This is a genomic window from Pseudomonas sp. TH41 (assembly GCF_016650695.1).
In the GTDB taxonomy this organism is placed as follows: domain Bacteria; phylum Pseudomonadota; class Gammaproteobacteria; order Pseudomonadales; family Pseudomonadaceae; genus Aquipseudomonas.
Genome location: NZ_JAEKFH010000001.1, coordinates 153,630 through 177,575 on the forward strand (window position 1 = coordinate 153,630; position 23,946 = coordinate 177,575).

Sequence of the window (23,946 nt, forward strand, 5' to 3'; positions counted from 1 at the left end):
AGGGCGGAACCAATAGCCGGCGCTACCAAAAAAACGGATATACCCCCAATCAAAACCCAACTAACCCCCGGCCAGAAACCGCCCAGGGATAGCCTCCACAAACGGATAAAGCGAAAAGTAAGGCCTGGCCTCATCAATAACCCGCTGAAATGAGGCCCTCTGCGTCAACCTGTCGAAATACGCCCTCAAATGTCCATAGCCATCAGGAAACGACACCAGCGTACTGGCATAGAAAAGTGCCGGAGCCGCCGCGCAATCGGCCAGGCTGAACTCCGTACTCGCCACCCAGGTTCTGGACGCCACCTGACGGTCAATCATGCCGTACGCCGTCATCAGCATAGAGCGCTCTTTGGTCAAGTCGCCGTTAGCGGCGCGTAACCGATCACCGACAATGGCTTGCATCGGTTCCTGTACATAAAGATCAAAAAAACGGTCCCACAGACGCACCTCCAGCGCGGTATCCCAATCGCCTGGAATCAAGCAGGACTGACCCGCATAAAAGCGATCCAGGTACTCGATGATGACCGTGGTCTCGGGCACGCTACGCTGTTGCGCATGATCGCGGATCACCGGGAACTTACCGATTGGCCATAGCGCTTGAAGCTCCGCCCTGTCTGCCTCGTTCCCGAGGTCAATGATCCTCTTCTCGAAATCGATACCGTGCTCATAGAGCGCGATCAGAGCTTTTTGGCAGAACGACGACAGCGGATGGTAGTAGAGCGTCAGCGACATTTTTCAACTCCTCGGCGCAAGGGTGGCGCGCACTGTTGCCAACCAGCAAGACCTTGAAGTATTGGCCAATGTCCGCAGATGCGCGAGGAGCCGTCGCCACTGAAGACGAACAGGCCGGAAGGATGAAAATCCGCCTGACCGAGTTTCAAAAACAGCGACGGCCCATGCCTCTGTGCGACAACCCTTATCCCTATACGAAAATTACTTTCGCCTCGTTTGAAAATCACGCCTCGAAATGTTTTATGAGTTTCACAATCCATTCGACGTGACCCTTTCGAGGAGTACCGCATGACCCTGTCCTTCGGCTATTGGCTGCTGGTGTACGCCGCCATCGCCATTATTGCGCTGATCGTGTTGATCGCCCGTTACCGACTCAATCCCTTCATCGTCATCACCCTGGTGTCCATCGGCCTGGCGCTGCTGGCCGGGATGCCGGCGTCCGGCGTGGTCGGTGCCTACGAGGCCGGGGTCGGCAAAACCCTGGGGCACATTGCGCTGGTCGTGGCGCTGGGCACGATGCTCGGCAAGATGATGGCCGAGTCCGGTGGCGCCGAGCAGGTGGCGCGCACCTTGATCGACCGTTTTGGTGAGAAAAATGCGCACTGGGCGATGGTCTGCATCGCCTTCCTGGTCGGGCTGCCGCTGTTCTTCGAGGTCGGTTTTGTGTTGCTGGTGCCGATTGCGTTTACCGTGGCGCGGCGCGTGGGCGTGTCGATCCTGATGGTCGGTTTGCCGATGGTCGCCGGGTTGTCGGTGGTGCATGCGCTGGTGCCGCCGCACCCGGCGGCGATGCTGGCGGTGCAGGTCTATCAGGCGTCGGTGGGGCAGACCTTGCTCTACGCGATTCTGATCGGCATCCCGACCGCGATCATCGCCGGTCCGCTGTACGCCAAATTCATCGTGCCGCGCATTCAACTGCCGGCGGAGAACCCGCTGGAGCGGCAGTTCCTCGACCGTGAACCGCGCGACAGCCTGCCGGGGTTCGGCATCACCATGGCGACCATTCTGCTGCCGGTGGTGCTGATGCTGATCGGCGGTTGGGCCAACCTGATTTCCACGCCGGGCAGCGGTTTCAACCAGTTCCTTTTGTTCATCGGCAACTCGGTGATCGCCTTGCTGCTGGCCACGTTGCTGAGCTTCTGGACCCTCGGTATCGCCCAGGGCTTCAGCCGCGAATCGATCCTTAAGTTCACCAACGAATGCCTGGCCCCGACCGCCAGCATCACCTTGCTGGTCGGCGCGGGCGGCGGCTTGAACCGAATTCTGGTGGACGCCGGCGTCACCGACCAGATCGTCAGCCTGGCCCACGAATTTCACCTGTCGCCGCTGATCATGGGCTGGCTGTTCGCGGCATTGATGCGCATCGCCACCGGGTCCGCCACCGTGGCCATGACCACCGCCTCGGGGATTGTCGCGCCGGTGGCGATGGGGCTGGGTTATCCGCACCCGGAGTTGTTGGTGCTGGCGACCGGCGCCGGGTCGGTTATCTTTTCCCACGTCAACGACGGCGGCTTCTGGTTGATCAAGGAATACTTCAACATGACCGTTGCCCAGACCTTCAAGACCTGGACCGTGCTCGAGACCCTTATTTCGGTGGTCGCGTTCGGTCTGACCGTGGGTCTTTCTTACCTGATCTAGCTCGAACACCCCGATCGCTTTCCAGATTCAAAGCTGATGGTCACTCATCGGGCGCGTCTTTGTGCGCGCCGGTGTCAGGTGCCACGGGCGGATTGCGGTCGTTCAACACTCAAAAAAAACATAAAAAAATTACCCAGGAGCACCGTATGTTTAAGCGAGCAATCCCCGCCGCACTCTTGCTGGCCACCAGTTCGATGGGCGCGCAGGCAGCAGACACCGCCGCGCACGGCTTTCTGGAAGACAGCAAGGCCAGCCTGTCGATGCGCACCTTGTACTTCAACAGCGATAACCGCGACGGCACCGCCGCCCCCTCGAAAACCGAGGAGACAGCGCAGGGTTTTGTGCTGCGCTACGAGTCCGGGTTTACCCAGGGCATGGTAGGGTTCGGGCTCGATGCGCAGGCGCTGCTCGGGATTACGCTGGACAGCGGTTCCGGGCGCCATGTCGGCAGCGGTATGATTCCTACCGATGGCGACGGTGCTGTTGATTCCTGGAGCAGCTTCGGCCCGACGGCGAAGATGCGTTTTGCCAAAACCGAGTTTCGCTACGGTACGTTGCTGCCAAAACTGCCGATCCTGCTCTCGAACGATGCCCGTCTATTGCCGCAGTCGTTCACCGGCGCCCAGATCACTTCGAACGACATCGATGGCCTGATGCTGACGAGTGGTGTGCTTGAACATGCGGTCGGCCGTGCCTCAACGGACCGAACCGGTCTATCCGTGGCAGGCAGCACTCAGGACAGCAACAAGTTCTACTTCGCGGGAGGTGACTACTTCGTCACCAAGGATCTGAAGGCGCAGTACTACTTTGCGCAGATGGAAGATTTCTACAACCAGAATTTCTTCGGGCTGACGCACGTCCTGCCGATCGACAGCAACAGTTCGTTCACCACCGACCTGCGTTACTTCCGCACCACATCGACCGGTGCAAACAGCTCCGCCGCAGGCCGTGCACAAGGCTATCGGGTATCGGGTTACACCGACGACAACAACGGTGAAATCGACAACAACACCTGGGTTGCGATGATCACTTATGCGAACAGTGGGCACGCGGTGTCGCTGGGGCATCAGCGTGTGGGGGACGGCAGCAACTTCGTTCAGCCCAACCAGGGTAGCCTGATTGATAAAGGTGCGGGTGGCGGCAGCGTTTACTTGCCCACAGACCGCATGATCCAAAGCTTTTCGCGCGCAGGTGAACAGACCAATTTCGGCCAATATTCCTATGACTTCGCACCCTTGGGCGTACCGGGTTTGAAAGCGACCATCGTGTACCTGAAGGGCACTGACATCAAAGCCCAAAACGCCAGCGATCAGTCCGAGTGGGAGCGCGACATGACCCTGGACTATGTCCTTCAATCAGGCACGCTCAAAGGACTTGGCTTCAGCTTGCGCAACGGCAAATCGAACACCGACGCTGGCCGGAATGTGGATCAAAATCGCTTTATCGTTAACTACACTATTTCGCTGCTGTAACCGGCAATCTCATAAAAAACCCGAATTGTTTCGCCATGCCGTTCACTGTAGGAGCGAGCTTGCTCGCGATGGTCGTTAACGATAACGCGTGTTTACTGGCTAAACACGGCGCTCTTGAGTCCATCGCGAGCAAGCTCGCTCCCACAGTGAACCGGGGTTTTTATGGGCAACACATTTCTCGAATATCGTTAATTACCATCCGCTACCTTGCGCTCTATCTCGGCAATTTTTTGTCTGAGTTCCTCGGCCTCCTTTACCTGGGCCGGGGTTAAAGGGGGCGCATTGGTTTCATCAACACTTTCGGGCTCGGGCTCGTTATTACGGTCATCTTTGTTCATGTCGCGTACCTCCATTGGCCTATACATTGGATGCGGCGGTCATGAGCGAGTTCGAGATTTGTTCTGGCGCTAGCCACCTTTGGTCGGTGGTGATGATGACTGTGCGGGATTGGGGCGTGTGCCCCAATCCCGCCGCTTCTATTTTTTGCCAGCCAGCAGCGGAGGGGTTCGAGGCGGGATCATTCGCTTCGTCCCGGTCGACTCAAACGCCGAAGCAATGCGCAGCAGCGACGAATCGTCATAGGCGCGACCGGCAAATGTCAGACCGACGGGCATGCCGATGTCCGGCATGACGCCCATTGGCACGGTGACCGTCGGAACCCCCAGGTGACGGATGGCAAGGTTGCCGTTGGCGACCCAGATGCCGTTGCTCCACGCGATATCCGCAGACGCTGAATCGACATCGGCATTCGCCGGCGCCACGTCGGCGACCGTCGGAAACAGCACCGCATCGAGCCCCAGCCGATCCATCCAGTGTTCAAGGTCGATTCGACGGGTCTGTTCAAGTCCGCGCAGACCGTCAGGCACCGTGACGATCTGGTCCCACGGCGTGATGCCGCGCTCGGCCATCCTCACATACTCGTCCATGCCCGCGACGAGGTCGCCCTCGCGGTTGGGCAGGGTGCCCGGGTCGTGCGGGAAAATCAGCGGCCCGTCCACGTCGATCAGACGGTTCAATGCCGGATCGCCGTTGGCCCGCAGGAAATCATCGAACGCCCAGGCCGTCAGATCCCACAACTCATGGTGTAGGAATTCTTTGGACACCAGGCCTCGGGTAAACACCGTCGGCGCGCCCGGACGATCACCCTCGCAGTTGGAAACGAGCGGGAAATCGACCTCGACCACTTCGGCGCCGGCCGCTTCAAGTGAGTGGCGAGCTTGTTCCCAGAGCCCGATCACCGAGGCGCGGGTGTTGATTCGCTGACCCGTTGGGCCACCGATACCCGGCGCGTCCGCCGTGCCCGCTTCAGGGTCCGCGTTGATGTACATACGGGGAACGCCCAGTCGCTTTCCGGCGAGTGCATCGGTGTTCGCGGCCAGCTCGGCATAGGAGGCGGGACGCACCGAGGCGACACTCGGAATGGGCACCCAGGGTTGCATCCGCCACAGATCACCCCGTGTGTCGGGATCCTCCGCCACCACCACGTCGAGCACCTCCAGGAGGTCCGCCATGGTTCGGGCAAACGGCACGACCACGTCCATCGTCGGCGTCAGCGGCCAGTTCCCGCGCACCGAGATCACCCCGCGCGAAGGCGTGTAGGCACACAGGCCATTGTTGGAGGCAGGACCGCGTCCGCTCGACCAGGTTTCTTCAGCGAGGCCGAAGGCCGCGAAACTGGCGGCGGTTGCAGTCCCAGCGCCATTCGATGAACCCGATGCGAAAGGGGCGGTGAGGTAGTCAGCGTTGTACGGGCTCTCTGCGCGGCCGTAGACCCCGCGCTGCATACCGCCGTTCGCCATGGGCGGCATGTTGGTCTTGCCCAGGCAGATCGCGCCAGCAGCGCGAAGCCGTTCGATGGTGAAGGCATCACGATAAGCCACCAGGTTCACGAAGGCCGGACTGCCAGAGGCGGCGGTCAGCCCCTTCACCAGATAACTGTCCTTGGCCGTATAAGGAATGCCATCGAGCGGACCCAGCGCTTCACCCTTGGCCCGACGGGCATCGGACGCCTGCGCCTCTTTGAGCGCATCGGGATTTCGCACCACCACCGCATTGAGGGCGGTAGGCGTGTCGGGGCCGTCGTAGGCGTCAATCCTGGCGAGGTAAGCCTGGACAAGCTCGACCGCCGTTGTCTGGCCAGACTCAAGCGCCGTACGCAGTTGGGCAATGGAAACCTCGGTGACCTCGATCATGCTGTTACCGCCGACGGCTGAGGGGTGATTCGGTGAATGTTTCCATGACGCTCGACGTTGGGCTCACGGGCATCACTTTTTTCAAAATGGATTCTCATATCGACTCTCGTTGCACTGCCTTAGGCGACAGGGTCTGGACTTACAACCTGAACCGCCTATTTAACACCGAAGCCGGGAGCAGAGAAGGTGATATCGCTAGTTATTTGGGGCAGAGGTCGGGTGCAACTTTTCGTCGAACTGATTGAGCGATACGAACGCAAGCGCTTCGAGGGTATCCAGCGAACGCAAGTGCTGCTGATACTGCTCCAACAGTGTGGCGCGCGCCTCTTGGGAGATATACGGCACGTGATGCGCAACAAAGGTGGGTAACACTGCCATTCCGGTATAGGCCAGCGTGCCACGCAGGATGGGCTGGAGCATATCGTTGAGTTCACCGTGCACGCCGTCCTTGACCAACATGTGAGGTTGGCCACCGATGGTAATGGCAAGCATGGCTTTCTTGCCAACCAAGCCTCCCTGGTCGTAGAAGCGTTTGCCGCCATAGCAAACGCCGGAAATCAGCACTCTGTCTATCCAGCCCTTCATGATCGCCGGCATCGAGAACCAATAGATCGGGAAGTTGAAGATCACAAGATCTGCTTTCAGCAACTTGTCCAACTCCTCCTGGATATCCGGTGCCAGGGTGTGCTGCGAATGGTTGTGACGTTGTTCCAGTGCATACGTCAGGTAGTCGGCATTGGCACGGCTACCAAAATCAGCTGCGCTGGCGATCGGATTCCAGTTCATGGCATACAGGTCGGAAACGTCGACGCAATGTCCTTGCGCTTGTAGTTCTTCGACGGCCAGATTTTTCATGGCTGTATTGAACGACTGCGACTCGTTGTGTGCATGGATAATGAAGATATTCATTGGACAGGCCTCCAGTGAGCGTTAATTGGCAGACCCATCAGCCTGTGATGTCTTTACCAAAGATCCCGCGTGCGATGACCAACTTTTGAATCTCATTGGTACCCTCATAGATCTCGGCGATCTTGCAATCGCGGTAAATCTCTTCGACTCGGTAGTGCGAACCATCAGCCGCGAGTTCGCGCATAAAGCCGTAACCGCCAAAGATCTGTACCGCATCACGGGCAAATTCACCGGCAAGGTTAGTGCCGTACCATTTGGCCATCGCGGCCTCAGGTTCCGGGAAACTGTGCCCTTCGTCCATGCGTAACGCTGCCTTGAGATACAGGTTGCGGGCATTCTCGATTTCAGTGGCGCGCTCAGCCAGCTTGAACTGCCAGTGCTGGAACTGCGCAATGGCTTTACCGAATGCCCGGCGGGTCTTGAGGCGCTCGACACTATGATCAAACAGGGCCTGAGCCATGCCGGTCCCGCTCGCGGCAATCCCGACGCGCCCGTAAGTCAGCGTTTGCAACGCAATCTTGAGACCTTGACCCGGCAGGCCAACAACGTTCGCCGTGGGTACCTTGACGTTGTCAAAGTAGATATCCGCAGTCAACTGACCGTGGTTGCCCATTTTCTTGTCTGGTTCGCCAACACGAACACCTGGCCAATTCAGTTCAACGACCAGCTCGGTCATGCGCTCTCCATCGACGCAGAGCAATACAACGAAGTCAGCGACGGGCGAGTTGGAAATGAAGCGCTTGCGGCCGTTGACGATGTAGCCATCTTCGGTGCGCGTGGCATGGGTGGTCATGGCCTGGATGCTCAGGTCGGTGCTGGCATCTGGTTCGGTAGTGGCAAAGCTCCCGATCTTGTCGCCGTTGAGCAAAGGAGTGAGATAGCGTTGCTTGATCGAGTCTGACCCGTGATTCAGCGCATTGCCTGCGAGAATGCAATGCACGTCAACGATGGCGGCCACCGAGTTCGAATGATAGGCCAACTCTTCGATCATCACGGCAGTGGCTGCGGTGGGGTACTTGAGCCCGCGTCCGCCAATGTCGGCAGCAAATGGGATGCCGAACAAACCTGCCTTGGCCATTTTGGCGAACAGGTCGCTCGGGAAGGCTGCGACGGATTCCTCGGTATGACCAATTGCATAAGCCACTGGTGCGACATGCTCATCAGCAAAGCGACGAACCTCCTGGCGGATAGCCAGGATTTCCTCCGGGGTATTGAGGTCGTGGTACAGGCTGTTCTGGTAGCGGGGAATAGTCGTCTGGGTCATGAGGTCTCTCGTAAGCGGCCTGGAAAGTAACGTGGCGAGAACTGTAAAGAGACGCCTGAGATGGCGTAATAGGCAAAAACGACTGTAAATATGCGAATATCGCCATACCCATTTAAAAAGGTGTCGCCATGCCTACCGTCGCGATTCTAGGATTTGACGATTCTTATGCTTCCGTTATTGGAGGATTTGCCGACATGCTTCAGGTCGCCAATGCGCATATGTCCAGGCAAGGAATGCCGCCAGCCGGATTGTTTGAATGGCATTTCATATCGCAGAGCGGGCGGCCTGTACGTACGAGCAATGGACTTGAACTTGCCATGCGGCCACTACCGCAGAGCCAGAATTACGATCTGGTCTTTATCCCAAGCCTGCATTACCGAGGCTGGCAGCATTTCCAGCAATTTCTGGATAATCAGATAGCCGTGCGCGAATGGCTGATCAAGCAATGGGAGCAGGGTGCATGGCTGTGCGCGAATTGCACGGGTACCTTTCTGCTCGCCGATACCGGCATGCTCGATAACAGAACTGCAACGACCACCTGGTGGCTGGAGGGGCATTTTCGCGAGCGATTCCCGCGGGTCGATCTGCAAATGCGTCCTCTGGTCACTGAATCTGAGCGACTCGTGTGTGGCGGCGCACACGCCACCTTCTTGTTGCAATCGGTCCACGTGCTCAATCAATTTGCGGGAAAGGCGATAGCCATGCAGTGCGCACGCAGCATGCTGATCGATTTGACTCAAACGACACAGACACCTTTGCAGCCACTTATTGCCGACAACACCCACAATGACCCCTTGATTCAGCGCGCACAGAAGTGGCTACAGGATCACCTGGCGGATCAGATACGCATGAAAGACCTGGCAACGAGATTGGCAGTCAGCGAACGTACACTGATACGCCGCTTCAATAGTGTGCTTGAGCAGTCCCCCCTGACCTATTTGCAGAACTTGCGCATCGATACGGCGCGAGCGTTACTGGAAGCCGGCGACCTGAGCACCGAGCGAATCGCTCAATATGTTGGCTATAGCGACATCAGCTCGTTTTCCCGCCTGTTTCGTGAGCGGGTTGGATTTACGCCGGGGGCGTATCGGGCCAGATTTCAGTTACCAAAAGCGGATTAACTGAAAACGCCGTCGATCGGGTCCTGCGCAGGGCCTTTTGTCAGATGCTGTCGTCAGCGACTGTCTGTCTTTGACCTGGACCGGGGATAACCGGTCCGGGGCGGCACGGTAGGACGAATCGCCAACCAGAGTGAGCAATCACAGTACTGCACAGATCGTCTTCGTCGAGGCCTTCTCTGGTCAGCGTACGGTGCTAGCGTGAGGTTTTGATTTTCAGCACTTCGGTGTAGATGGCGTCGACCGTCTGACCGACCTTGAGGTTCTTCATGCGAGCCTGGAGCTCGGGGTCCTCGACCTTGACGACTTTTACTTTTCCTTCTGGAGGAAGCAAGGTCACCTCATGTTTTTTCAAGTCAATGTGGGTGATCTTCGACGTGACCTTGACCTGGCGAAATGCCTCACCGCCCGGATTAGGGTTGTCCTTGTCGGCGCGGGTGATCCCTGTTTTAGTACTGACACCTCTATCGCTGTCGACATCAGTGTCGAGCACGTAGGCAATCGAGCGGGCAACGTGTATGTCGACCTTGTCGCCGACTTTCAGGTTGTGCAGGGCCTTGGCCTTGTCGGTGAGCTGGATGGGTACCGGGTTTTTGTCGGAACCTTCCACAGTGACCTGATAATTCGCCGCATCGACGGCCAGTACGTGCGTAATGATGTGACCCTCCAGAGCAGTACTACCCAGCGGCACATCGGCTGCATGGGCCGCAAAGCTGAAGGTGGACATGAGTGAGGCGAGAGCAACAGCGTGGGCAAGGGACCGGATCGGTTTCATTGGCCTGTTTTCCATATGGTGGCTGACGGGGCAACGCAGCGAATACTGGGTCAGAGCGCGTTGCTCACGCGAAAGCATAGTCACCGATTGCCGATATGCCTGCTCAATGAGTTCTGTTCATTCTGGGTTGAATTTGTTGCCGGGGCACAATCCCGGCCCCCATCCGGTTTTGGCCACCCTCCATCGATGGTTTGTCCTGCGAATTGTCTTCATCTTTATGGTCGTGACAGGATGCTCCACTGAGACAGATGGTAGCGGCAAGTAAAAAAAATGGACTCAAATGCTTGCACATCGACATCTCCAAAACCTGAAGGTCAAGTGGCTTGGATTCAATCCATGGAATCGCATTAGTGGTGTGTGTTTCATAGTGTGGTGCCATGAGTGGTCGCACCCACTATCCCTTCCTGGAGCTTAGGCGATAGCTTGGGTTTTTCTATGGGTTTCGCTGCCCTATAGTTGGACCCGGCTGACTGTGCGGTTGTGAGCAGGGTGGCTCGCAGCAGGACCATGACCATCGGCTAGTGCCCGCAACGTGGGGGATCGTGCCGACATCCGGGCATCCTCTAATTGAATAGCTGAGCTGCAGGCTTTCTTGTTGCGATCGGGGAGGACTGAGTTCTCCAGGACGATGGATTGCAATCGAAGAGCCGGCTGAACCAGCGGGAAAAGGCGCTCAGTTCGGAAAAACCCAGAACGCCAGCAATCTCGCTCAAGGGATGATGGGGGTTTGCCAGGTAACGCGTCGCCAGTTCCCCGCGTACCTGATCCAGCAGTGAAGAAAACGTCTCACCCTCCCGCGTCAGTTGCCGATGCAGCGTCCGTCTGTCACGTCCCAGGTGGGCCGCTACCTGTTCCACCGAGCAGCGTCCAGTGGGCAGCAGCACCCAGATCATCTGGTGCACCTGCTCCAACAGGGCAGTTCTGGAGTCTTCGCGAATACTTTTCAGGTACTGATGAACGCAGCGGGCCATTTCTGGATCGGCACTGGGCAGGGCCCGGTCGAGATCGCTGGTGCGGCAGACAATGCCGTCCATCAAGCAGTTGAACTGTACAGCCGTGCCGAACACACGCTGATGCCGGCTATCGTCCAGGGTAGCGCAGTGACGGAAACAGACCGCTGAAGGATGCCAGTGATTACCGAGCAAGGCCTTCAGCATTCGGTGAGTAACCGCTACCGCCAACTCCACCGACTGGCGCACAAACAAGTGGCTGACCGTCACCAGCTCAAGCCGTAACACAGCCACACCGCCGCTTTCCTCGATATCCAGGACCAAACCCTGATTGTGCAGATAGAGGAATTCCTGGAGCGCCTTCAAGGCTGAACGCAGGGTTGGCTCGCGCCATAACAGTGCCAGGGGCCCGAGATTGGAGGCTTTGCGACTTTCTGCCATGCGCAGGCCGAAATCTTCTACGCCGGCCTCCCGCGCCGAACTGTCCAGCAACCGTGCCACTGCTTCGATGGAAATTTTCAGGTCCGGCTGCAACAAGCAGCGTGGATCAAGACCGACAAGACGCAGTTGCTGCATGGGCTCGACGTTCAACGAGCGGGCAATTTCCGCGTAGTTGGTGAGGCTGGCACTTCGAACAAGACCTTTCATTGAGGATTTACCCATACGTTGCATGTGTCCCGAGATGTCATGTCCGCGCCCCCTATAGTCAATACAGGTGGCATCGGCACGCTTAGAGTTGAAAGCAACCACTCAACCTTGAGGAACTGCAAATGAATGACGATCAAACCAAACCCGGTACCCCTACCTGCGATGCCATGCGTGATTCTGGAAACTGGAATCACGCCTGGGACCCGCTGGCCGAGCTGGATGCCGAGTGGATGGAAAAGTTTGTCGGCATGGCCACACACCCGATACGCAAGGGGATTCTGGACCCCAAGACCTTCGAATTGATCGCCATCGCTGTCGATGCCTCCTGCACTCATATGTATGCCCCGGGTGTGCGTCGCCACATCCGCAAGGCACTCGAACTGGGCGTCAGCGTCGAGGAAATACTGGCGGTGCTGCAGTTGACTACGATACTGGGCATCCACAGCATGGCGCTGGGCGCCCCGATTCTCATCGAGGAAGCGCAGAAGCTGGCTGTCGATGGTCCGGTGAAAGGCACGTTCTGAATTCATCACGTCACTCCTCGCTCGGATGCGAAGGCCGGACCGGCCTTCGCAGACCCACGCTTTACAATCCCCAATGCAGCAATAGCAGCACCAGGCCAACGAGAAACACGGTTTCCCCCACCATTAAAAGAATCGGCTTGATGCCGATCGTGGCGAGTTCCTTGAGCTGGGTTTTCATGCCCAAGGCGCTAATGGATATCACCAGGCACCAACGCGACAGCTCGTTGACGAAGCCCTGCACCGCTGGCGCGACCCAACCGGTGCTGTTGATACAGGCCAGGATCAGGAAGCCGACGGCGAACATGGGAAGCAGTGGAGGGCGCTTGCCAGTTGGGTCCGCACCCTGCGCACGAGTGATCAGCGTGGCGCAGAGAATGACCGGCAAAAGCATTGCCACCCGCATCAGCTTGACCACGGTGGCGGTGTCGCCGGTCTCGGTGGACATGCTATAGCCGGCGCCAACCACCTGGGCGACGTCATGGATGGTGGCACCGAGAAAAACACCGGCCACTTGCGGCGGCAACGCGAACCAGTTCGCGATCATCGGGTAGAGAATCATCGCCAAAGTGGACAGCGCCGACACGCCAATCACGGTGAACAGGGTAGCGCGCTCCTTTTGCGGATGGTTGGGAAGCGCAGCAGCCAGGGCCAGGGCTGCTGAGGCGCCGCAGATCGCCGTGGCACCACCGGTGAGCATGCCGAAGAGGCGATTGAAGCCCAGCGCCTTGGCCGCCAGGATCGAAACGGCAATCGTCACCACCACCAGAATGACCACCAGTGCCACCGGCTTCCAGCCCAGCGTGGCGATCTGCTCCAGAGTGATGCGCATTCCCAGCAGGGCTACACCGAGGCGCAGAACAACGCGTGCGGTGAACTCGATACCGGCCTTGCACTTGCCCTCGCCGGATAGAAAATTCATCGCAATGCCAAGTAGCAACGCGAACAGCATCACTGGCGCACCATAGTGCTCAGAGAGGAAAGTCGCCGCTGTTGCAACGATCACGCTGACGATTAAACCCGGCGCGAGGTCGAGTGCGCGGGTGTGAATATTGACGAGAGCGATTGAGCTCATGAAGTGGAGTCCTCGCTGGCGATGCCGTGGGGATGTGGAAACGGGCAGGTGATTAACTCTAGGGCGACGGCTGTTTGAGAACTTCTCATTTCATGCCAGGCACCTTTCAATTGATGCCAAAGACCGCCGACGGGCCTAATGCCGCTGAGTAACCTGTGGCGAGGGAGCTTGCTCCCGCTGGGCAGCGGAGCAGCCCCAAAAATGGGCCTGCTGCGCAGTCCAGCGGGAGCAAGCTCCCTCGCCACAGATGCAGTGTGCGGCGTCGTTCAACCGACCAGAATCGTTTCAGTCGAACTGCCCGAGGTCGCGAGTGCGCGCAAGTCTTTACGCAATATCTTGCCCACCGTGGACTTGGGCAATGCCGCCAGGAACCGCACGTGGCGGGGTATTTTGTAGGCCACAAGATGCGCGCGGCAGTGCTCGATCAGCATGGCTTCATCGAGCGTGGCATTGGCGGCCTTGACGACGTACAGGCATACGGATTCACCGCTGCGCTCATCCGGCATACCGATCACGGCGCACTCGCTGACACCTGTGCAGCTGGCAACAACGGCTTCCACCTCGTTGGGGTAAACGTTGAAGCCCGAGACAATGATCAAGTCCTTCTTGCGATCGACGATCTTGAGTAAGCCGTTGGTGGAAAAGATGCCGATATCGCCGGTGCGCAAATAGCCATCGGCCGTAAACGCAGTGGCGTTGGCAGTGGGTTTTTGCCAGTAACCGGACATGATCTGCGGCCCCTTGGCGCAAATTTCTCCGGCCTCGCCGAGCGTGGCCGGTTGGTCATCGTCCTTGAGCAGCACGATGTCGGTCGAAGGCAACGGCAAACCAACGGCTGCAGAGAAATTGCTCCGTCCCATGACGTTCAGACACAGGATGGCCGACGTCTCGGAGAGGCCGTAGCCTTCGAGGATTTCCTGACCGGTGATGTGCTTCCACTGCGCCGAAGTTGCCGGCAGTACGGCGGCGCCACCGCCAATGGCCAGTCGCAAGCGCGAGAAATCCACTTCGCCAATGCGTGGATGGCGCACCAGTGCGCCGTACAAAGTATTGACCCCTGTCAACAGCGTCGGCCGGGCCGCGATCAGCGTGTCGACCAGATCATCGCTATTGCGCGCATCGGGGATCAGCCAATTCTCGGCCCCGGCCGAAAAGCAGGTCAGCAGATTCACCATCAGAGCAAACACGTGGAACAACGGGAGTGCCGTGACCACAACGTTGTCACCGTCAGTGTCGAACATGTCAGGGAGAAAAGCGCGCGCCTGCATAATGTTGGCGATCAAGTTGCGATGAGAGAGGGCGGCACCTTTTGAGGGGCCAGTGGTACCGCCGGTGTACTGCAGAAAGAGCAAGTCATCACCCGTCAGGTCGACCGGTGTAACTGGCAATGCGCTGCCCAAGCGCAGGGCATCGTCGAAACGCGTCAACGGGAATCTCTGCGATGATTGGGTATCGATGTCGGCGGTCACCACCGCCCCGTCCAAGGTGTCGCCGGGGTGTACCACGATGACTTTTCTGATGGTTGTGCCGACCAGTATCGTTTCCAGTGTCGGGAGCGCACTGGCGATGATGACAATGGTCTGGGCCCCAGCGTCGTTGAGCTGGTGCAAGAGCTCTTGCGCGGTGTACGTCGGATTAACGTTAACCTGGGCTGCGCCGGCTCGGAGGACACCGAACATCGCAACGGGAAATGCCGGAATATTGGGCAGCATGACCGCGACACGATCCCCACGACGCACACCTTCATGCTGCAGGTAGGCAGCAAATGCGCACGACTGCCGGTTGACATCGGCATAACTGAGTGAGTGCCCGAAGCAGCGGAATGCTGTGTGGCCTGCATAACGCTGCATTGCCTCTTGCGCCATCGCCACGATAGAAGGCCAGGCATCGGGGTTGATGTCCGTCGGTACGCGGGCGTCGTAACTCTGTTGCCAATGACGAGGAGGGGTGAAGGAAGTGGTCATGATCAACCTGCTTTTGAAGTTATTGTTGATGGGTGATGGGGACGGGCAGAGTGATACGCACGCGACCTTCGACGACCTCGACGGGATAGGCGCGCACGGTCATGCCGCCACCGCGCATGCAGCCAGTGGCAAGGTCGAAACGCAGTCCATGGGCGGGACATTGCACGAAGCGACCGTCGAGTTTGCCGAACAACAGCGAGGCGCCGGAGTGCGGGCAACTGTCGTTGATGGCGTAAATCTGACCCTCGATATTGAACAACGCGATATCGATGCCGTCGGACTGCACGCGAGCGCGTTTACCCATGCCCAGATCGACAGAGACGGGCACATCCAGGGTACGAGTCATGATTTGGCCTCTAGCGTGCGGGAGACGCTTGGACGAGGGCTTTCGCGTGCCATGGCGCTCGTCTCAGGAACAGGGCTGAGGACACACGCGTTCCAGATCAGTGCGGTAGTTGCGTACCCCCACCATCAGCGCCAAGGCAGCTGCAACGCCTGCCAATGGCAGCAGTTGTAGCGCCGAGGCGAGGCCAATGCGATCGGCGAGCAAGCCGGTGACGAAGGGGCCGGGGGCCATGCCCAGCAGATTGTTTGCAATGGCCAGCGTGGCCATTGCGGTGCTGTGAAGCGCGGGGGGAGTAAGGTCGGCGACCATGGTGCCGGAGGGGCCGACGACGCCACCGCCAACGAACATTGCCAGGCCGATCATGACCAGTTGTCCCATGCCCACCGGAAGCTGAAAAGCCACGGCCAACAGAGCACTGCAGAGCAGGCAGTAGCCCATGGTCAACCTGATCTTGCGCGTTGGTGAGCCGTGACACAGTCGGTCGGCGATGGCACCGCACAATGGCATGCCGACCGCCGTGCAGAGCATGAAGATCGCGGCGACTGCACCCGCCTGGGTGAGCGGCATGTCGTAGAAACGATTGAGGTAGCTGGGCAGCCAGGTCAGCAGGGCGCCGACGGTGAACAACTGCAGGCCACTGCCGATATAGACGCTCAGCACCGAAGACGTCGAGAACAGGGTTCTGAGCGGAGGATGGACCTTGGGCAGACCCGAGTCCGCACTCTGGCGAGGCGATTCGATGCGAGCAGGCCTGACGACCAGTGCGTACACAGCCGTCAGTGCAATGCCATAGATCGCCATGCCAACGAAGGACGCACGCCAACCGAAATGTGTCGCGAGGACGCCGCCCAGACCGATGCCGAGTACGGAACCGACCATGCTTCCGGCCAGGAAAGCGCCGGTTATTGTGGACCGTTGCTGCGGCGGAAAAATGCTCAACACCACGGCAAGACCGACGCTGCCATAGGCTGCCTCGCCGACGCCGATGAAGAAGCGCGCCACGAACATTTCCTGATAGTTGGCAGCGAAGCCGCACACCAGGGTGGCCAGACTCCAGATGGAGGCCATAAGGATGAGGCTGCGGACACGCCCCCAGCGATCAGCGAATAACGATAGCGGAAAGGCCAGCACGCCGACGGCGATGGCGACGACGCTGGAAAGCGCGCCCAGCTCGGAATCGGAGAGGCCCCAGTCAGCCTTGAGCTGCGGAAAAACCACCGTCAGCACCTGCCGTGACATGAAGTCTGACAGCAGCAGTCCGAAGGTCAGGGCGAAAACCACCCAGGCGTAGGGTCGGGCGATACGTCGCCAGGTGTCACCGCCTATTTCTATTGGGGCGTGCAAAGTCACGAAGACTCTCCTCTCGTTACGGCCGCGTTCATTGCGCAGCTCTTGTAAATTGGGTGCCGCGATACGTGCGGAGTGCGCTCATGTACAGGGAACGCGCACCCCGCAAATTTGACTCAGCCGTGTTGCGTAAAGCCTTTCTGGCCAGGCTTGCGGTTTGGCGCAAAGCCATTCTCGGCCAGCGTCTCATCGGCGTCCTTGTAGAACGTGCCGATCTTGTAGATCTCACGGGCTTCTTTGCCGTTGGCCACTTCGCGCCCCATTTCCCTGGAAATGCGCACCAGTTGCTCGATCTGCTCGACATTGCTCATCTTGCGATCACGGCTTTGCGTCCAGAGGTTGTCCTCGGTGCCGCAACGCACATGCATCCCCATGGCAATCGCCATTACGTTTAGTGGCAGCACATTGAGCATGGCGGTTTCCAGGGTCAGCACGGAACCGTCCGGGCAGGCACGCACGAAGTTCGCCAGGTTGTAGAGGTTAGGGGCGTCGGAGCCGCCACCAATCGCCACCCAAGTCAGGACCAACGGCACATTGCACACGCCACGGCGCATCATGCGCTCGACCGTTTCGAACGAGGGGATGTTGCCAAGCTGGAATTGCGCCTGGATGCCACTGGCCGAGAGACGCTTGATGTGTTCCTCGACCCACTCGGGGCCGGCCGGAATGGTCATCTCGCGGTAGGCGCGATAGATCTCGGGCGTGGCAATGCTGGTGCCGGCGAGATCGGCTTCGCACATCTGCTCGACGATGTTCATCTGGTTGCTGTTGATGGCAATCGTCACTTGGTCGGGCACCGGCGAGAGTTCGGCGAGCATGTGGCGCGTGTCATCGGAGAGCCATTTGGCGACGTCGCTGTCATCCTCCGGGGCGAAGGAAATCGAGCCACCGACCTGAATGATCATGTCCGGCACCGCTTCGCGGACGCCGGCGATCAATTCATTGAACTTGGACAGTCTCTTGGAACCCTTGCCATCCAGCTCGCGGACATGCAGGTGAAGTACAGTGGCGCCGGCGTTGTAGCAGTCGACCGCCATCTGAACCTGCTCTGCCATGGTGACCGGAATGTCTTCCGGGAAGTCCGAAGGCATCCACTCGGGAGCGTAGGGCGCAACGGTGATGACGAGCTTCTGTTGATTTTCGGGGTGCAGGGATCCGTCGAGAAAGTTCATGCATGTCTCCAGTCTGTTGTTGTTTTTGTGCTTTTCAAGGTGTTGATGACGCTGGTTCATGGCTTGTACTTTGAGGCAGATGGCAGGTGAAAACCTCTCAAGACGTGCCAAAAACCTTTCATTACGTGCCAGCGGCAGCGTGTTATAGGGTCGGTGCGCTCGTTGCGTGAGTTTTCAATCGGTGCCATATAATCGAGTGCAGGCCTCGCTGATATCGCGGCCGACATCACTGGAGAATGTGCGATGGGAGCGTTCGTAAGAGCTGCAACTCTCAAGAATTACAGGGAGGTGGCCCAGAGCCTTGGTTTGAATCCGAGCGAGATGCTGCAAGGCGTCGGTCTGACGCCGGCCATGCTGAACGACCCGGAATGCATGCTACCGCTGGAGGCGGCGCTCAAGCTGCTGGAAAGCTCGGCGGCTCGCTCATCCTGCCCGACCTTTGGCCTGCGCATGGCAGAGGCCCGACGACTCTCGGACCTCGGTGCCATCAGCTTGCTGTTCAGTCATCAGCGCACACTGCGCGATATGTTGCTCACCAGTATCGAGTATCGGCATCTGCTAAATCGGACGCTGGCCATGAACCTGGAAACGGTGGGAAACACGGTGCTGATCCGTGATGAAATCATGGCCGAGGCGGGCGTACCCAAGCGTCAAGCCGCCGAACTGGCAATCGGCATCCTGCACCGTACGTGCAAATCGCTTATGGGTAGCGACTGGCATCCGCGCAGCATTCATTTCAGCCATGAGGCCCCGGCAAGCCTGCAGGACTACACGCGATTCTTTCGTTGCCGGGTGGTGTTCGACGCCGAATTCGATGGCATCGTCTGTAATGGCGCGGATATCGATCAACTCAATCCGCAAGCCGACCCGGCGATGGCTATTTACGCTCGCCAGTTCATGGACTCGATGGCAGGAGCTAGTGAGCACTCGGTGATTTTCGATGTGCGCAAGGCGATCTATTTGTTGATGCCGGTCGGGCGCGCCACCATCAATCAGGTTGCCTATGCCAAAGGCGTCAGCGTGCGAACTCTGCAACGAGAACTCGACGAGGCCGGCCTGACATTTTCCGAGTTGCTGAACGCTGTGCGTCGCGAACTCGCCTTGCATTACATGGCAAACAAAAATTATTCCCTGCAACGAGTGGGCATGATGATTGGTTACGCGGTTCCGACTTCATTTACTCGCTGGTTTTGCGTTGAGTTCGGTTGTTCGCCACGGGAATGGCGAAGCCGGGCCAAGCAGGTTGGCAGCGATTCGCCCACCTGGCAGGTCGATGTCCCGCTAAGTCAAGGCTGATGCCCACGTCTGGGCGACACTGCGTTCTCCCCCAAGACGGAGTGTTCACCCATGAAAATGAATGGTCGAGTTGCCTTGATTACCGGTGGCGCAGGTGGGTTGGGCCAAGCCATTGCCCTGCGCATGGCCAGTGAAGGCGCCAATGTGGTCATTTGCGACATCAACGAACAGGCGCTTGAAACCACACGTGCCATGATCGAGGAAGTCGGTGCGCAATGCCTGGCCCTGCGCTGCGATGTCTCGTCGAGCGCTGATGTGAACGCCATGTTCGGCCAGATCGACGCGCGTTTCGGCACACTGCACATCCTGGTCAACAATGCCGCCTTGGTGCCGGATAAACCGCATGATGATGAGCGACGCAAGCGTCATTACGCGCTGGTAACCCAGCCGCTGCCCCGTCAGTCGCTGGAGATCACCCGCAATATGGACGATGCAGAATGGAAGCGCTTCTGGGCGGTGAACGTCGACGGCGTGTTCTATTGCACCCGCGCGGCCTTGCAGCGCATGGAGCCACAGGGCTATGGCAAGATCATCAACATCGCCAGCATTGCCGGTATTTCCGCCATGGGTGCGCATAGCCCGCACTACTCCGCAGCCAAAGGCGCGGTGATTGCCTTCACCCGCGCGGTGGCCTACGAGGTGGCCGGTGCCAATGTGCAGGTCAATGCAATCTGCCCGGGTGGCGTACAGACCCCGGCCTTCGAGCGCTACATGGATCAGCAATCGCCTGAGCAACTCAGCGTGTTCAAACAGGTCATGCCTCTGGGGCGTTTGGGCAAGGGCGAGGAATACGCGGCGCTGGTATCCCATCTGGCTTCCGATGAGTGCTACCTGGTCGGTTCGATCATCAACGCCGGTGGCGGTACCTACATCTGAGGTTTTTCGGGGCGTCCTGTTGGGTGTCCCGAAATGTCAAACCGATGCCCCGATAAGTCAATCCGGATCAAAGCGATGCTCTTAGAGTGAGTTCCGGGACAACCGCTTACCCACCCGTAGCATGAACTCCTAATACCCGTCGTTAGCCGCAAGGCTGGAGCAAGCCCCTGACCTGGTCGACTACCGAGACCAGGACAGGAGTCAGCAGCCGTGCCTGACGTCAAGCCACAACAAAAACAATAAAGGTGTATCACCCGATGAAGAGTCGCAACCTCCTGTCCGCGCGGCACCAACTGCTTGCCACGGCTATCCTGGCTACGAGCCTGCCGGCCGCCCATGCCTTTGAACTGGACACAGGCAGCGAAGACTGGGCCATCCGTTTCGACAATACCGTCAAGTACAACTATGGCGTGCGTACGGAGAATGCCGACAAGCGCATCCTGGGTACGCCCAATAGTAACGACGGTGATTACAACTTCCGCAAGGCCGGCACTAACATCACCAATCGTGTCGATCTGCTGACTGAACTGGATCTGGTCTATCAAAGCAAGATGGGCTTTCGTGTCAGCACTGCGAGCTGGTACGACAAGGCTTACGAGAACACCGGCTCGAACTCCAACCCGTTCGTCAATGGCAACGATGATTACTCGTCGATTGCCGGGTTTGGCGGGCATCCGGCAGCGCCAGCCATTTTTGGCAGCCCGCACCTGAGTAACTATGCCCAGCGTTACTACAACGGCCCGTCGGGTGAAGTCCTTGATGCCTTCGTGTTCTACAACGCCCAAGTTGGCGACGAGTCTCTGATCAATATCAAGGCGGGTCAGCACAATGTGTTCTGGGGCGAGACCATTCTCAACCCGGTGCATTCGATCAGTTATGGCCAGTCCGGCCTCGACCTGGCCAAATTGGCGGCCTCGCCGGGCACGGAAGCCAAAGAACTGTTCGTTCCGCGCAATCAGATTTCAACCACCTTCACCCTCACCCCCGAACTGACCTTCGGCGCTCAGTATTTCCTTGATTGGGATGGCGCGCGCTTGCCTGAGGCCGGTACCTACTACAGCGGGTCCGACGTGGTCGGCTTCGGCGCTCAGTCGTTTCTTCTGGGGCATACGGGTGGTGCGGGGCTGGCCGGGCCGAACGGCACGCTGACGACCGTCCGCCGCGGCCATGACTACACCCCGGACAACCAGGGTGACTGGGGGCTGATGGTCAAATGGTCGCCCGAGTGGCTGGATGGCACCCTGGGTGCCTACTACCGCAAGACCTCGGACATTCTCCCTCAAGCGGTCCTGGACACTCGAGGCCTGACTAGCGTGGGCGGCGTAGCAGGGCTGCGTAACTCGATCAGCACCGCCACCTATGAATTCGCCTATGGCGATGACATCGATATCTACGGGCTGAGTCTGTCCAAGGAAGTGGGCGGTGTCAGCGTCGGCAGTGATTTGAACATTCGCCACAACATGCCGCTGGCCAGCATTCCGGCGATCATCAGTGCCCCAGGTGCCGGTGGGTTGGCGGCAGGTCTTGGCCTGCTCCCTGCGCGTAGTCCGGCTACCGGCGTGATCACGGATGTGCCAAAGGACGGTGACAGCCTGGCCGCCACGGGCGACACGCTGCACTGGACCATCAATGGTCTGGTCTCTATCGCCAAAACCCCGTTTTTCGATTCGGCCAGTCTGTTGGGCGAGCTGTATTACAGCAACCTGTTGAGCCTCGATAGCAAAAACAAGGCGCTCTATAAGGGCGAAGACACCTATCACGGTATCGACAAACCTACCCGGGACAACTGGGGCATCGCCGTCAATTTCACGCCGACCTGGTACCAGGTGTTTCCCGGTGTGGACCTGAGCGCACCGATGTCGGTCAACGTCGGCATCGACGGCGTTTCGCCTGTGGTAGCAGGTGGTGCGAAAGACGCCGGCAACTACGCCGTCGGGATCGGTGCTGCCATCTATAACAAGTATTACGTAGACCTCAAGTACGTCGACGCCTTCGGCAAAACCACCAACTGTGACGACGGCGCAAACGATGGTTCAACCCCTAACGCCCTTGATGCCACGCAGCGTTACACCTGCTACGCGGGCGGTCTTGCGTCCGCCTCCGGCTCCGGTGCCACCGAGGATCGGGGAGCCGTTTACCTGACCCTGAAAACCACCTTCTGATCCACCCATTGCCAAGCGCAAGCAGGAGAACAATAAGATGAAATTCGCCTATACCCTGATGGCCGCCTCCCTGGCCCTGGCCCTTGCGGGGCCATCCCACGCAGCTGTCGACGCCACCGAAGCGGCCAAATTGGGTAACCAGTTGACCCGGATCGGCGCCGAGAAAGCCGGTAATGCCGACGGTTCCATTCCGGCTTATGAGGGGGGGTTGACCACTCCGCCGGCCGGCTTCAAGGCGGGTGACAAAGGGCGCCCCGATCCGTTCGCTGCAGAAAAACCGCTGCTGGTGATCGACGGCAAGAACGTCGACCAGTACAAGGGGCAACTGACCGCGGTGACCGCCGAGCTGGCCAAGCGTTATCCCAGTTTCAAAATCGAGGTCTTCCCGACCCATCGTACTGCCGCGCTGCCTTCGGGCGTGCTGGACAACACGGTAAAAAATGCCACCGCGGCTCGCTCGACCGACGGCGGCAATTCCATCGAAAATGCGCTGCCAGGCATACCATTTCCGATCCCGAAGACAGGCGCCGAGGCCATCTGGAACCACTTGCTGCGCTACCAGGGCGTCAATATCCAGAGCAAGTACGACAACTGGAACGTCGACTCCGCCGGTGTAGCCAGCCTGGCCACGACCGGCATCGCGCAGATCAACTATGCCGCCTATGACGACCTGTCCAAACCGCTCGCGGCCGCGGACACCTATTACCAGATCAAGTTGGCCTTCACCGGTCCAGCCCGTCGTGCCGGTGAGGCTGTGCTGCTGCGTGATGCGGTCAACCCACTGGTGCAACCGCGCCGTGGTTGGCAATACCTGCCGGGGCAGCGTCGCGTGAAGCTGGCGCCGAGCCTGGCCTACGATACGCCTAACCCAGGCGCCGCTGGAGCCTCTACCTGGGATGATTCTTTCGTATTCAACGGTGCGCTGGACCGCTATGACTGGAAGTTGATCGGCAAGCAGGAAATGATCGTTCCGTACAACACCTACCGTGTGACTTATCAGAACGATTTGAAGCCGATGATGACCCCGAACCACCTGGCGCCGGATTTCGTTCGCTGGGAGAAACATCGCGTATGGGTGGTCGAGGCGACCCTTAAAGCGGGAGCACGTCACGTTTACGCCAAGCGCCGCTTCTATCTGGATGAGGACAGCTGGGTCGCACTGGCATCCGACCAATACGATGCGAACGGCCAGTTGTACCGAGGCGTTTACTCCTTCCTCAGCCAAAGCTATGACCAACAGGTGCCGGATGCCTCGCCTTACCTGAGCTACGACCTGGTCGGCGGCACCTACAGCGCCGTCGGCTTTCCAGGCCCATACGGCGGCATCAAGTACAGCGAGGCGCTGAGCAAGACTCAATGGTCACCGGAATCGCTGGCGGGTGCCGGTATCCGCTAATTGCTTCGTCGTCATTCTCTACTGCCCGATGTGTGATCGGACAGTTCTTGCGCCGGGTTGTGCTTGTGTGCAAACCGGCGCCTTTTGCCATGA

Annotated in this window: 20 protein-coding genes; 8 read left to right on the top strand and 12 right to left on the bottom strand. The window is 58.8% G+C overall.

Annotated features, from left to right (window positions below; translation table 11 throughout):
• Window positions 1–60: 60 nt before the first annotated feature.
• Complete coding sequence (locus tag JFU37_RS00705) at window positions 61–732, bottom strand: glutathione S-transferase family protein (RefSeq protein WP_201111877.1); 672 nt, start codon at window positions 730–732, stop codon at window positions 61–63.
• Window positions 733–1,020: 288 nt separating this feature from the next.
• Between JFU37_RS00705 and JFU37_RS00710 the strand changes: the two genes are divergently transcribed.
• A complete protein-coding gene (locus JFU37_RS00710) occupies window positions 1,021–2,370 on the top strand; it encodes a GntT/GntP/DsdX family permease (protein ID WP_201111879.1) in 1,350 nt (449 codons plus the stop codon).
• A 146-nt stretch (window positions 2,371–2,516) separates the two neighbouring features.
• Window positions 2,517–3,842, top strand: a complete 1,326-nt coding sequence (locus tag JFU37_RS00715; protein ID WP_201111881.1) for an OprD family porin — start codon at window positions 2,517–2,519, stop codon at window positions 3,840–3,842.
• Between the two features lie 188 nt (window positions 3,843–4,030).
• Here JFU37_RS00715 and JFU37_RS00720 read toward each other — a convergent pair whose 3' ends face one another.
• The 4 genes from JFU37_RS00720 to JFU37_RS00735 all read right to left on the bottom strand — a co-directional run bounded on the left by JFU37_RS00720 (window position 4,031) and on the right by JFU37_RS00735 (window position 8,207).
• Window positions 4,031–4,180: a hypothetical protein gene (locus JFU37_RS00720; RefSeq protein WP_201111883.1), complete on the bottom strand. Its 150-nt coding sequence runs from the start codon at window positions 4,178–4,180 to the stop codon at window positions 4,031–4,033.
• Between the two features lie 138 nt (window positions 4,181–4,318).
• Window positions 4,319–6,034, bottom strand: a complete 1,716-nt coding sequence (locus JFU37_RS00725; RefSeq protein WP_201111885.1) for an amidase — start codon at window positions 6,032–6,034, stop codon at window positions 4,319–4,321.
• Window positions 6,035–6,229: 195 nt separating this feature from the next.
• The gene (locus JFU37_RS00730) at window positions 6,230–6,943 is read right to left on the bottom strand and encodes an NAD(P)H-dependent oxidoreductase (RefSeq protein WP_201111887.1); all 714 of its coding nucleotides are present in this window, start codon (window positions 6,941–6,943) and stop codon (window positions 6,230–6,232) included.
• A 37-nt stretch (window positions 6,944–6,980) separates the two neighbouring features.
• Window positions 6,981–8,207: an acyl-CoA dehydrogenase family protein gene (locus JFU37_RS00735; protein WP_201111889.1), complete on the bottom strand. Its 1,227-nt coding sequence runs from the start codon at window positions 8,205–8,207 to the stop codon at window positions 6,981–6,983.
• Window positions 8,208–8,335: 128 nt separating this feature from the next.
• Between JFU37_RS00735 and JFU37_RS00740 the strand changes: the two genes are divergently transcribed.
• Complete coding sequence (locus JFU37_RS00740) at window positions 8,336–9,328, top strand: GlxA family transcriptional regulator (RefSeq protein WP_201111891.1); 993 nt, start codon at window positions 8,336–8,338, stop codon at window positions 9,326–9,328.
• Window positions 9,329–9,521: 193 nt separating this feature from the next.
• Here JFU37_RS00740 and JFU37_RS00745 read toward each other — a convergent pair whose 3' ends face one another.
• On the bottom strand, window positions 9,522–10,100 hold the full coding sequence (locus tag JFU37_RS00745) for a hypothetical protein (protein ID WP_201111893.1): 579 nt from the start codon (window positions 10,098–10,100) through the stop codon (window positions 9,522–9,524).
• A 563-nt stretch (window positions 10,101–10,663) separates the two neighbouring features.
• On the bottom strand, window positions 10,664–11,698 hold the full coding sequence (locus JFU37_RS00750) for an AraC family transcriptional regulator (protein WP_201111895.1): 1,035 nt from the start codon (window positions 11,696–11,698) through the stop codon (window positions 10,664–10,666).
• 122 nt (window positions 11,699–11,820) lie between these two features.
• Here JFU37_RS00750 and JFU37_RS00755 point away from each other — a divergent pair, with 122 nt between their 5' ends.
• Entirely contained in the window at window positions 11,821–12,222 is a 402-nt protein-coding gene (locus tag JFU37_RS00755; protein WP_201111897.1) for a carboxymuconolactone decarboxylase family protein, read from the top strand.
• 61 nt (window positions 12,223–12,283) lie between these two features.
• On the opposite strand, the gene JFU37_RS00760 is transcribed toward JFU37_RS00755, so the two are convergent.
• The 5 genes from JFU37_RS00760 to JFU37_RS00780 form a co-directional block, all read right to left on the bottom strand.
• Window positions 12,284–13,294: a YeiH family protein gene (locus tag JFU37_RS00760; protein WP_201111899.1), complete on the bottom strand. Its 1,011-nt coding sequence runs from the start codon at window positions 13,292–13,294 to the stop codon at window positions 12,284–12,286.
• A 266-nt stretch (window positions 13,295–13,560) separates the two neighbouring features.
• Window positions 13,561–15,258: an AMP-binding protein gene (locus tag JFU37_RS00765; RefSeq protein WP_201111901.1), complete on the bottom strand. Its 1,698-nt coding sequence runs from the start codon at window positions 15,256–15,258 to the stop codon at window positions 13,561–13,563.
• Window positions 15,259–15,277: 19 nt separating this feature from the next.
• Window positions 15,278–15,604, bottom strand: a complete 327-nt coding sequence (locus tag JFU37_RS00770) for a Rieske (2Fe-2S) protein (RefSeq protein WP_201111903.1) — start codon at window positions 15,602–15,604, stop codon at window positions 15,278–15,280.
• 63 nt (window positions 15,605–15,667) lie between these two features.
• Entirely contained in the window at window positions 15,668–16,954 is a 1,287-nt protein-coding gene (locus JFU37_RS00775; protein ID WP_342214898.1) for an MFS transporter, read from the bottom strand.
• A 113-nt stretch (window positions 16,955–17,067) separates the two neighbouring features.
• Window positions 17,068–18,123 (bottom strand): 3-keto-5-aminohexanoate cleavage protein, encoded by a 1,056-nt coding sequence (locus JFU37_RS00780; RefSeq protein ID WP_201111905.1) that lies wholly within the window; start codon window positions 18,121–18,123, stop codon window positions 17,068–17,070.
• A 288-nt stretch (window positions 18,124–18,411) separates the two neighbouring features.
• On the opposite strand from JFU37_RS00780, the gene JFU37_RS00785 reads away from it, so the two are divergent.
• From JFU37_RS00785 to JFU37_RS00800, 4 genes are all read left to right on the top strand, one after another.
• Complete coding sequence (locus JFU37_RS00785; RefSeq protein ID WP_342214899.1) at window positions 18,412–19,419, top strand: AraC family transcriptional regulator; 1,008 nt, start codon at window positions 18,412–18,414, stop codon at window positions 19,417–19,419.
• Between the two features lie 51 nt (window positions 19,420–19,470).
• Window positions 19,471–20,295: an SDR family NAD(P)-dependent oxidoreductase gene (locus JFU37_RS00790; RefSeq protein WP_201111909.1), complete on the top strand. Its 825-nt coding sequence runs from the start codon at window positions 19,471–19,473 to the stop codon at window positions 20,293–20,295.
• 257 nt (window positions 20,296–20,552) lie between these two features.
• The gene (locus JFU37_RS00795; protein WP_201111911.1) at window positions 20,553–22,457 is read left to right on the top strand and encodes a DUF1302 domain-containing protein; all 1,905 of its coding nucleotides are present in this window, start codon (window positions 20,553–20,555) and stop codon (window positions 22,455–22,457) included.
• A 37-nt stretch (window positions 22,458–22,494) separates the two neighbouring features.
• Window positions 22,495–23,853 carry a DUF1329 domain-containing protein gene (locus JFU37_RS00800; protein WP_201111913.1) on the top strand — a complete coding sequence of 453 codons (1,359 nt, stop codon included), beginning with the start codon at window positions 22,495–22,497 and terminating at the stop codon, window positions 23,851–23,853.
• Window positions 23,854–23,946: the final 93 nt, after the last annotated feature.

Bases quoted from the DNA above. Each gene is read 5' to 3' on its own strand.
- JFU37_RS00705 (WP_201111877.1), bottom strand. From the start codon at position 732: ATGTCGCTGACGCTCTACTACCATCCGCTGTCGTCGTTCTGCCAAAAA.
- JFU37_RS00710 (WP_201111879.1), top strand. From the start codon at position 1,021: ATGACCCTGTCCTTCGGCTATTGGCTGCTGGTGTACGCCGCCATCGCC.
- JFU37_RS00715 (WP_201111881.1), top strand. From the start codon at position 2,517: ATGTTTAAGCGAGCAATCCCCGCCGCACTCTTGCTGGCCACCAGTTCG.
- JFU37_RS00720 (WP_201111883.1), bottom strand. From the start codon at position 4,180: ATGAACAAAGATGACCGTAATAACGAGCCCGAGCCCGAAAGTGTTGAT.
- JFU37_RS00725 (WP_201111885.1), bottom strand. From the start codon at position 6,034: ATGATCGAGGTCACCGAGGTTTCCATTGCCCAACTGCGTACGGCGCTT.
- JFU37_RS00730 (WP_201111887.1), bottom strand. From the start codon at position 6,943: ATGAATATCTTCATTATCCATGCACACAACGAGTCGCAGTCGTTCAAT.
- JFU37_RS00735 (WP_201111889.1), bottom strand. From the start codon at position 8,207: ATGACCCAGACGACTATTCCCCGCTACCAGAACAGCCTGTACCACGAC.
- JFU37_RS00740 (WP_201111891.1), top strand. From the start codon at position 8,336: ATGCCTACCGTCGCGATTCTAGGATTTGACGATTCTTATGCTTCCGTT.
- JFU37_RS00745 (WP_201111893.1), bottom strand. From the start codon at position 10,100: ATGAAACCGATCCGGTCCCTTGCCCACGCTGTTGCTCTCGCCTCACTC.
- JFU37_RS00750 (WP_201111895.1), bottom strand. From the start codon at position 11,698: ATGAAAGGTCTTGTTCGAAGTGCCAGCCTCACCAACTACGCGGAAATT.
- JFU37_RS00755 (WP_201111897.1), top strand. From the start codon at position 11,821: ATGAATGACGATCAAACCAAACCCGGTACCCCTACCTGCGATGCCATG.
- JFU37_RS00760 (WP_201111899.1), bottom strand. From the start codon at position 13,294: ATGAGCTCAATCGCTCTCGTCAATATTCACACCCGCGCACTCGACCTC.
- JFU37_RS00765 (WP_201111901.1), bottom strand. From the start codon at position 15,258: ATGACCACTTCCTTCACCCCTCCTCGTCATTGGCAACAGAGTTACGAC.
- JFU37_RS00770 (WP_201111903.1), bottom strand. From the start codon at position 15,604: ATGACTCGTACCCTGGATGTGCCCGTCTCTGTCGATCTGGGCATGGGT.
- JFU37_RS00780 (WP_201111905.1), bottom strand. From the start codon at position 18,123: ATGAACTTTCTCGACGGATCCCTGCACCCCGAAAATCAACAGAAGCTC.
- JFU37_RS00790 (WP_201111909.1), top strand. From the start codon at position 19,471: ATGAAAATGAATGGTCGAGTTGCCTTGATTACCGGTGGCGCAGGTGGG.
- JFU37_RS00795 (WP_201111911.1), top strand. From the start codon at position 20,553: ATGAAGAGTCGCAACCTCCTGTCCGCGCGGCACCAACTGCTTGCCACG.
- JFU37_RS00800 (WP_201111913.1), top strand. From the start codon at position 22,495: ATGAAATTCGCCTATACCCTGATGGCCGCCTCCCTGGCCCTGGCCCTT.